We start from the raw sequence: 7,347 nt of genomic DNA on the forward strand, positions 1-7,347 counted from the left end.
CGTTGGCTCGGAGATGTCTATAAGAGTCGGCCATGGGGAGGCGGCGGCGGGACGACCCCGCCGCCGCCTCCCCATGGAGGCGGTGGTGGTGGCGGCGGGCGTGACGACGGCCCCGGCAACGGCAACGGCAACGGCAACGGCAACGGCAACGGCAACGGCAACGGCAACGGCCCGGACAACGGCCCCGGCAACGGCCAGGGCACGAACCCTTCTGGAGACTCCGCATGAACCGCACGACCGACTGGCTCGTCCGCCTCCTCCCCGAGGAGGCGGAGTTGCTGGACTGGTCCTCCGTCGCCCCGCTCTCGGCGACCGGGCCGACGGCGTTCACGCTCGGCGGCACGCTGAAGTTCGACCAGGTGGACCTGTCGGTGGAGGCGGAGATCGACGTGGTCCTGGACCACGCGCACTGGTCCGTGGCGTCGATCCGGCTGCCGCAGGACGTCAAATGGGAGGACAGCACCTGGAACCACCCGGACCACGACGTGCGGGCCTCCACGGACGCCAAGGACCGGATCCCGCGCATCGGGCTCATGGCCCGGCTGAACCTGTACCTCCTCGAAGCCCCGCACCTGGGCCGGGAGCACTACGTCAGCCCGATCCACCGGGCCGGGCCGGTGGACTTCAACGCCGTGGGCACCGGGAAGCTGAGCGAGGCGCTCCAGGACGCCCTGCGCGGCATCTGAGCGCGGCAGCCGGTCCCGGCCCGGCCCGGCGCGGTGTCAGCCGTGCGCCGGGTCGGGCCATTCGGTCAGGACGAAGCGTTCCGCGAGCTCGCTCAGCGGCACGACGTGGAAGAGTCCGAGGGGCTCCTGGCACAGGGCCGTGTGCCCCCCGACCGTGGTGTTGCTGACGGTGATGACGCGCAGCTCGCGCGGATCGGTGCGGCTGAACTCGCGCCGGCTCCACACCTGTCCGCGGCTGGCGACGACGTAGATGTAGCCGTCCTCGTACGCCTGGCGGGCGATGGCCAGTGCCGTGGCGTCGGGCAGCAGGTCCTGCTCGCACAGGGCCGCACGGTAGCGGTCGACGAGCTCGGCGGCGGCCTCCGCCCCCACGACGCGGTCGATGCGGAACGTCATGCCGGTCCTCCTCCTGGGTGCGGGCTACGGACCCACTCTCGTGGCCCGGGCACCGCCCCACCACCGCCCCGGACGCAGACCAGCGCTCCGCGAACGGTGCACGTTGGACTGCCCGTTCGCACCTGCCGGGCGCGGCGGGTGCGCCGGGGCCTCAACGGCCCTGGCCGAAGAAGAGCCGGCGGATCGATTCGCCCGTCGACGGCTGGCGCCGCCGGGAACCGCGCCGGCTCGGCGGCGGGGTGTGTCCGGCGCGGTCGGCCGGCGCGCCGCGCCTTGAGCCCCGGCCCGGGGCGCGCCGGCCGGCCCCGTCGGCCGCTGATTCCTTCCTGAGGTCCAGGGCGAGGTTGCGCGCGGAGCGGCGCAGTTCCTTCTTGCCTTCGTCGATCAGGTGTTTGAGGACCGCCGGGGAGTCCGCGGGGACCTTCCGGCCGCCCTGGGCCCAGTCCGCGGGCCAGCCGTTGCCCAGCAGCCCCAGACCCACGCGGACCGCTTCCAGGACGGCGACGAGGCCCGCGACGGCGTCCTTGTACGTCTCCCCGTGCGCCTGCCGCTGCCCGTAGAGCCGGGCGACCTCGGCTGCGCGCTCGCAGAACTCCGGGTAGTCGCTCTTGAGTTCCGCGTCGGACCGCCAGGCGTCCACCCAGCTCAGCGGGTGGGCGAGGGCCTGGGCCGGCCAGCGGTGGTCGGCCACGGCGTACGCGAGGACCCGTAGGTTGTCGACGTCGGGCAGGACGAGCGGGGCGAGCGGTCTGGCCCGTTTGGGGATGCGGGCCCGTACGCGCGACAGCCGGGCGTTGCCCGGGGACCTGGGCTTGGGCATGTTGGGGTTGCGGGTGCTGGTCTCCCAGCCGACGAAGGTGCGCAGCTCCTGCCGTTCGGCCTCCAGCATCTGCCAGCCCAGCCGCATCATGGCCGCGTAGGCGGTGGGGCTCTCGTCCGGCAGCTCGGCCTCGGCGCCGTCCCAGGCGGGCCAGCGGTCCTGGAGGGCGAACAGGTGCTCGGCGTAGCGGCGCAGCAGCTTCTGGAACTCGGTGAGCACGCTGTCGTACGCGCTGCCCGGCAGCGACCCTGCCCGGAACTGCCGGACGGCCTCGTCGACGTAGCGTGCGCCCGTGGCGAGGTCCGGGCAGCCCTCGTGCAGGGCCGAGAGCGCGGACAGGCGGTCGGCGGCGTGCAGCGGGTCCGCGAACCACTCGCTGGGGCACCGGTCCCGTCCCACCGCCCACGCGAAGTTCATCAACCCGCCCATGGCCAGGCGCACCTCCCCCTCGGCCTTCCCCGCCGCCCGCTCGGCCGCGGCAGCGCGGGGGTTCGCGCCCACGGGGGACCGGGCGATCCTGCGGACCGCGCCGCGCAGTTCCAGGCAGCCGAGCTTGAGCATCCGCGCGTACTTCTCGGGGCCGGCGTCCCGGTCCGCGGCCCAGCCGGCGGGCCAGCCGTCCATCACCTCGAAGCGCGAGCCGACCCGTTCCATCTCGGCGTGCAGGCGGGCGACCGCGCGGCCCGCCTCGTTGCGTGCCGCGCCGTCGGTGCCGCCGACCAACGCCCGGTCCAGGTCGGCCGCCCGCTCTGCCAGGCGGCCGAGCGAAGGGGTCCGGGCCCAGATGTCGAGGTGGTGCACGGGGTCGGCGAGGTCCTCCAGCCTGATGTCCTCCCAGCGGACGGCGTTCACCAGGCCCTGCACGGCCTCGTCGAGCTCGGGGGCCTGCTCGTCCTCGTCCTCGGCCGGGGCTCCGTCCGCCACGGCGGGCGGCCGGTCGGTCCACCCCTTGTGGTGCTCGTCAGGGGCCGTGCTGCCCGGGTGGGCGAGGTACATCCACAGGCCGGCGGCCATGTCGTAGCCGCGCCAGTGGCCGGTGCCGAACCTGCTCAGGTTCTGGAAACGGGGCGGCCGTTCGCTCCACTTGGCCGTCTGCCCCGGACGGGAGGCACTGCGCAGGTAGACCCGGCGGCCGCGCCGGGTGTCGACGGCCGTCCAGATGTCTCCGGCCCACACCGCGACGTCGGTGTAGCGGCGCTCCGCCGCGGCGGGCGGGGGCGCCGCCCTGCGGGAGCGGGCGCGTCCGTCGGCCGGCGCCGAGGAGTCCGGCCGGCCGCCCTGGCTCACGTACCACTGGGTGCGGGCCAGCGGGAGCAGTGCCTGGATCTGCTCCACCTCGTCGTCGGAGAACCGCAGTTCGCGCAGGACGAAGGACGGCAGGCTCTCCTCCGTGTCCCACCGCAGCAGCAGTTCGCCGATCGTCCACTCGTCGAAGGCCGAAGGCTCCGCCTCGACGATCCGCTCGGCCACCTGCAGCCAGGTCTCGACGCGCCCCTCCAGGGGGTCGCGCAGGTCGACGCCGCCGAGGACCTGGACCACTTGGCGCTGGCGGTCGCTCAGCCGGCCGAGGACCTCCAGGTGCCCGTCGGGGAACGTGCCGCCCTCCACGTGTGTGCTCCTTCCCGCTGACCCGTCCCCGGAACGATAGGGGGCGCCCCCGCCTCGTGGAGGCATCCGACGGGCCAGGGAACAGGGCAGTCCTGACTGCCCCCGGGGGCACTCCGCCGGGCGGGGGAGCCGGGGTCGGTCGATCGGTTCCCCGATCGGGCCTCACCCCCGGGACCATGGTCCTCAAAATCGGGGCAAAGGGCCTCTGATGGAATTCTCTTCTCGTGCCCCTGAGCTGGGCCGTCGTACCGAAGGACCTTTGCCGGGGGGCGCTGCTGCCCGCGCCGGGCGGGCGATCGGCGGGCGAAGAATGTGGGTCATGGCTGACGAGCCGGAACAGGTCCGGCCCACAGGAGGTTCCCCATCATGCGCAAGGCACTCGTTCTCTCGGCGGCGGCAGTAGCGGCGGCCGTGACCATCGGCTCCCCGGCGGCCGCGTTCGCGGCCGACCAGACCGCTCCCCTCCAGCCGATCACCTCCACCCAGAAGCCGGCCCAGGACCTCAAGGTCACCGTGACCCCGACGTCGGCGAAGCCCGGCGCCACGGTGACAGTCACCTTCGACGACGGCCTGAAGGACGTCACGGTTTCCTCCGCCGCCCTGCAGGACGTGAAGGTCACGGGCAACGAGGCGACCGGGAAGGTCAAGTCCGACGCCACGCCCGGCCAGGCCCAGATCACGGTGAGCGGCACCGCGGACGGCCAGAAGGTCTCGGCGAACGCCTCCTTCGAGGTCGTCGGCACTCCCCCGGCCTCCAAGGGCACCCTGACCGTCACCCCCGGCAAGGTCAAGGCCGGCTCCGACGTGAACGTGGAGCTGAAGCTGGACGGCGGCACCGCGCCGAAGTCCGTCAACGTGCTGTCGGAGGCCTTCGCCGACAAGTCCGTCGCCCTCAAGAAGGGCAGCGGCGACGTCTGGACGGGCACGGCCCGGATCGGTAAGGACGTCAAGGGCGACGACTACCGGGTCTCGGCCTTCAGCGAGGTCAAGGGCGCCAGCCCGTTCGCCGTCACCAAGCTCACCGTGCTCGGTGTGACGCCCGACGCCCCGGTGAAGCCCGTGGTGCCCGAGGCCAAGGTGAAGCCGGTGCCGTCCGAGCAGCGTGTCGTCCCCAAGGGTTCCGTCGACACCGGCATGGCCCCGGCCGCCGCCTCGTCCGGCACCGCCGACCTGACCGCCGCCGGCATCGCGGCGGCCGGAGGCGCCGCCCTGCTCGGGATCACCCTCTACACGCGCCGTCGCAACAGCACGAACGGCGCCTGAGTCCCCCGGGCCCCGGGGGGCGGCAGCCCCGGGGCCCGGGAATCCACGCCGGGCTCCGGAGCGCGCCGTCCTCCGGGCCGGTCGTCAGCCACCGGTCTCCCAGCGGGTGGTGCGGGCCCGGGGCCCGGCCGGGACAGGGGAGAGTGGGGAGGAGCGGGGAAGGGCGGGGGAACAGTGAGGAGCGGGCCCGTCCTTTCGCCGTCAGCGGTCCCGGCCGGCGGGGTGCGGCGCGGCCGCGGGGGGCGGGGCCAGGGGCTCCAGGCCGTCGGGGGATCCGAAGACGACCTGCACCCTGGCGCCACCGCCCGGCGGGGAGGTCAGGGAGATGCCGCCGCCGGTGGACTGCGCCAGCCGCCGGACGATGTCCAGCCCCAGGCCGCTGGAGCCGGATCCGCTGGCCCCGCGGCGCAGGTGGGCCGGGTCGATGCCGGGGCCGTCGTCCTCGACGACCAGGCGTACCCGGGCGCCCCCGTGTCCCACGACCCGTACCCTCAGGCCGGTGCCCTCGGGGGTGTGGCTGAACACGTTGCCCAGCAGGGCGTCCACCGCGGCGGCGAGGGCCTCCCCCGGGGCGCGGACGGTGTGCTCGTTGCCGCTGACGGTGAAGCGGCAGGACCGCAGCTGGTCCTCGGCGAGGGGCTCCCAGAACGCGACGCGTTCCCGGGCGATCGCGGCCAGGTCGGAGCTGGCCCCGTGGTGGTCGAGGGCCGGGTGGCGGGTCCGTTCGATGACGTAGCTGACCTCGCGCTGGAGCCGTCTGGCGCTCTCCAGGACATGGGCGGACTCCTTGGGGTCGGCCAGCGACTGGGCCTGGAGCATCAGGGCCGCCACGGGGGTGCGCAGCCGGTGGGAGAAGTCGGCGGCGGCCTCCCGCTCGGCCTTGACCCGGTCCTCGATCCTGCTGGCCAGGGAGTTGAACGAGTTGCCCAGGCGGATCAGTTCGGGCGGCCCGGCGAGGGCGACGCGGACGGTGAGGTCTCCCCCGGCCATCGCGGTGGCCGCCCGCACCAGCTGGTCGTGCTGGCGGGCCAGGGTGCGCCCGAACCGGTCGGCGAGCAGGGCCGCGCACACCGGCAGCAGCAGCAGCGCCAGCCCGATCGCCGTCCAGACGCGGTGGATGAGCGCCCACTGCCGGCTGGTGTCGATGAACACGGCGGTCACGAGGGGGTGCCCGTCCTGGCTGATCACCGGGATGAGGATGGCCTGTCCGCACGGGCCGGGGGCCAGGCGCGCCCGAACGGCCGTCAAGGTCTCCTGCTCCGCGACCCGGCGCACCGCGTGGGGTACGGGGTCGACCGGTTCGCCGACGGTGCGGCCGTCGGGGAAGAACACCGTCACACCGGGCTGGCGGGCGACGAAGCGCCGTACCTCTCCCTCCAGCCGGGGTTCGTCCCCCGGCATGTCGGAGAGGACCGTGGCCAGCGAGACCGCGCGGGCGCGGGCCTCGATGCCGGCCTCCTGGAGGTAGGTGTGACGCGCGTAGAGGGCCAGGGGCAGCGCGAAGATCGCGGTGCTGAGCAGTGCGGCGAACGCCACCCGCAGGGCGATGCGCCATCTCATGCGGCGGGCGGGGCCTGCAGCTTGACCCCGACACCGCGCACGGTGTGCAGGTAGCGGGGCGCGACCGCGCTCTCGCCCAGCCGGCGGCGCAGCCAGGACAGGTGGACGTCGACGGTCTTGTCGGTCACGCCGAAGGCGTTCTGCCAGACCTCCGCGCGCAGTTCGGCCTTGCTGACCATCCGGCCGGCGCGTTCGGCCAGGTAGGACAGCAGGGCGAACTCCTTGGGGCGCAGCTCCAGCTCCCGTTCGTCCAGCAGGACGGAGTGGGCGACGAGGTCGACCATCAGGCCGCCGACGCGCAGCGGCGGCCTGAGCGGGTCGGGCTGGGTGCGGCGCAGTACGGCGGCCATCCGGGCCTGGAGGTGTTCGGCGGAGAACGGCTTGATGACGTAGTCGTCGGCGCCGAGGTTGAGGGCGGCCACCGTCTGTGCCTCCTCGTCCCGGGCGGTGGCGATGACGACGGGGATGCTGAGGGAGGCGCGGAGCATCTTCAGCACCTGCATGCCGTCGAGGTCGGGCAGTCCGAGGTCGAGGACGATGATGTCGACCCCGTCCTTCACGGCGAGGGTGAGCCCTTCGGCGCCGGTGCTCGCACCGACGACGCGGTGTCCGAGTCTCTCCAGCGCGAGGGTCAGGGCACGGCGGATCAGGTCGTCGTCCTCGACGAGGAGCACATGGGCCATGGGTGGTGGTCAGCCAATCAGGACGGTGCCGGCGGAGGTGATCCGGGCGTTGGGGCCGGGGGCCGGGTCGCTGCAGGTGAGGACGGTGTCGCCGGACCGGGCGGCCGGCTTGCCGCCGATCAGCACGGTGGCGCTGCCGGCGCTCACCGTCCCGCTGTTGTCCGGCGGGCGCAGGAACGTTCCGCCGGGTGGGGTGGGCGGCAGGTGGGGCGGCACGTTGAAGGCCTTGGAGCCGACCACGGCCGCGGGCCTGCCCCCGATGAGGACGGTGGCGACGCAGCCGGTGGTGAGGGTGCCGGAGAAGGGGAACGGGAGCAGGGTGGGGGTCGGT

The 7,347-nt window shown here is 74.0% G+C and carries 8 protein-coding genes; 3 read left to right on the plus strand and 5 right to left on the minus strand.

Annotated features, from left to right (window positions below; genetic code table 11):
* A partial coding sequence (locus tag EF918_RS37780) for a hypothetical protein (RefSeq protein ID WP_221889771.1) occupies positions 1-228 on the plus strand: 228 nt, incomplete at its 5' end.
* A complete protein-coding gene (locus EF918_RS29710) occupies positions 225-686 on the plus strand; it encodes a hypothetical protein (RefSeq protein WP_125652030.1) in 462 nt (153 codons plus the stop codon). The genes EF918_RS37780 and EF918_RS29710, both read left to right, overlap by 4 nt.
* A 36-nt stretch (positions 687-722) precedes the next feature.
* On the opposite strand, the gene EF918_RS29715 is transcribed toward EF918_RS29710, so the two are convergent.
* Both EF918_RS29715 and EF918_RS29720 read right to left on the minus strand, forming a co-directional pair.
* A complete protein-coding gene (locus EF918_RS29715; RefSeq protein WP_125652031.1) occupies positions 723-1,082 on the minus strand; it encodes a hypothetical protein in 360 nt (119 codons plus the stop codon).
* A 151-nt stretch (positions 1,083-1,233) separates the two neighbouring features.
* Positions 1,234-3,510, minus strand: coding sequence for a hypothetical protein (locus EF918_RS29720; protein WP_125652032.1), 2,277 nt, complete (start codon positions 3,508-3,510; stop codon positions 1,234-1,236).
* Between the two features lie 366 nt (positions 3,511-3,876).
* On the opposite strand from EF918_RS29720, the gene EF918_RS29725 reads away from it, so the two are divergent.
* Positions 3,877-4,773 (plus strand): hypothetical protein, encoded by an 897-nt coding sequence (locus EF918_RS29725; RefSeq protein ID WP_125652033.1) that lies wholly within the window; start codon positions 3,877-3,879, stop codon positions 4,771-4,773.
* Between the two features lie 201 nt (positions 4,774-4,974).
* Here the strand turns inward: EF918_RS29725 and EF918_RS29730 are convergent, their stop codons facing one another.
* Genes EF918_RS29730 through EF918_RS29740 form a run of 3 tightly spaced genes read right to left on the minus strand, consistent with a single transcriptional unit; the run spans position 4,975 to position 7,334 of the window.
* The gene (locus tag EF918_RS29730) at positions 4,975-6,333 is read right to left on the minus strand and encodes a HAMP domain-containing sensor histidine kinase (RefSeq protein WP_125652034.1); all 1,359 of its coding nucleotides are present in this window, start codon (positions 6,331-6,333) and stop codon (positions 4,975-4,977) included.
* Positions 6,330-7,016, minus strand: coding sequence for a response regulator transcription factor (locus tag EF918_RS29735; protein WP_125652035.1), 687 nt, complete (start codon positions 7,014-7,016; stop codon positions 6,330-6,332). The genes EF918_RS29730 and EF918_RS29735 overlap by 4 nt, the downstream gene beginning before the upstream one ends.
* Positions 7,017-7,025: 9 nt before the next feature.
* Positions 7,026-7,334, minus strand: coding sequence for a PAAR domain-containing protein (locus EF918_RS29740; protein ID WP_125652036.1), 309 nt, complete (start codon positions 7,332-7,334; stop codon positions 7,026-7,028).
* Positions 7,335-7,347: the final 13 nt, after the last annotated feature.

Source organism: Streptomyces sp. WAC06614 (assembly GCF_003949795.1).
Lineage (GTDB): Bacteria > Actinomycetota > Actinomycetes > Streptomycetales > Streptomycetaceae > Streptomyces.

What these genes read in the sequence shown, in the direction of transcription:
- EF918_RS29730 (WP_125652034.1), bottom strand. Translation starts at nt 6,333, where the DNA reads ATGAGATGGCGCATCGCCCTGCGGGTGGCGTTCGCCGCACTGCTCAGC.
- EF918_RS29715 (WP_125652031.1), bottom strand. Translation starts at nt 1,082, where the DNA reads ATGACGTTCCGCATCGACCGCGTCGTGGGGGCGGAGGCCGCCGCCGAG.
- EF918_RS29725 (WP_125652033.1), top strand. Translation starts at nt 3,877, where the DNA reads ATGCGCAAGGCACTCGTTCTCTCGGCGGCGGCAGTAGCGGCGGCCGTG.
- EF918_RS29710 (WP_125652030.1), top strand. Translation starts at nt 225, where the DNA reads ATGAACCGCACGACCGACTGGCTCGTCCGCCTCCTCCCCGAGGAGGCG.
- EF918_RS29735 (WP_125652035.1), bottom strand. Translation starts at nt 7,016, where the DNA reads ATGGCCCATGTGCTCCTCGTCGAGGACGACGACCTGATCCGCCGTGCC.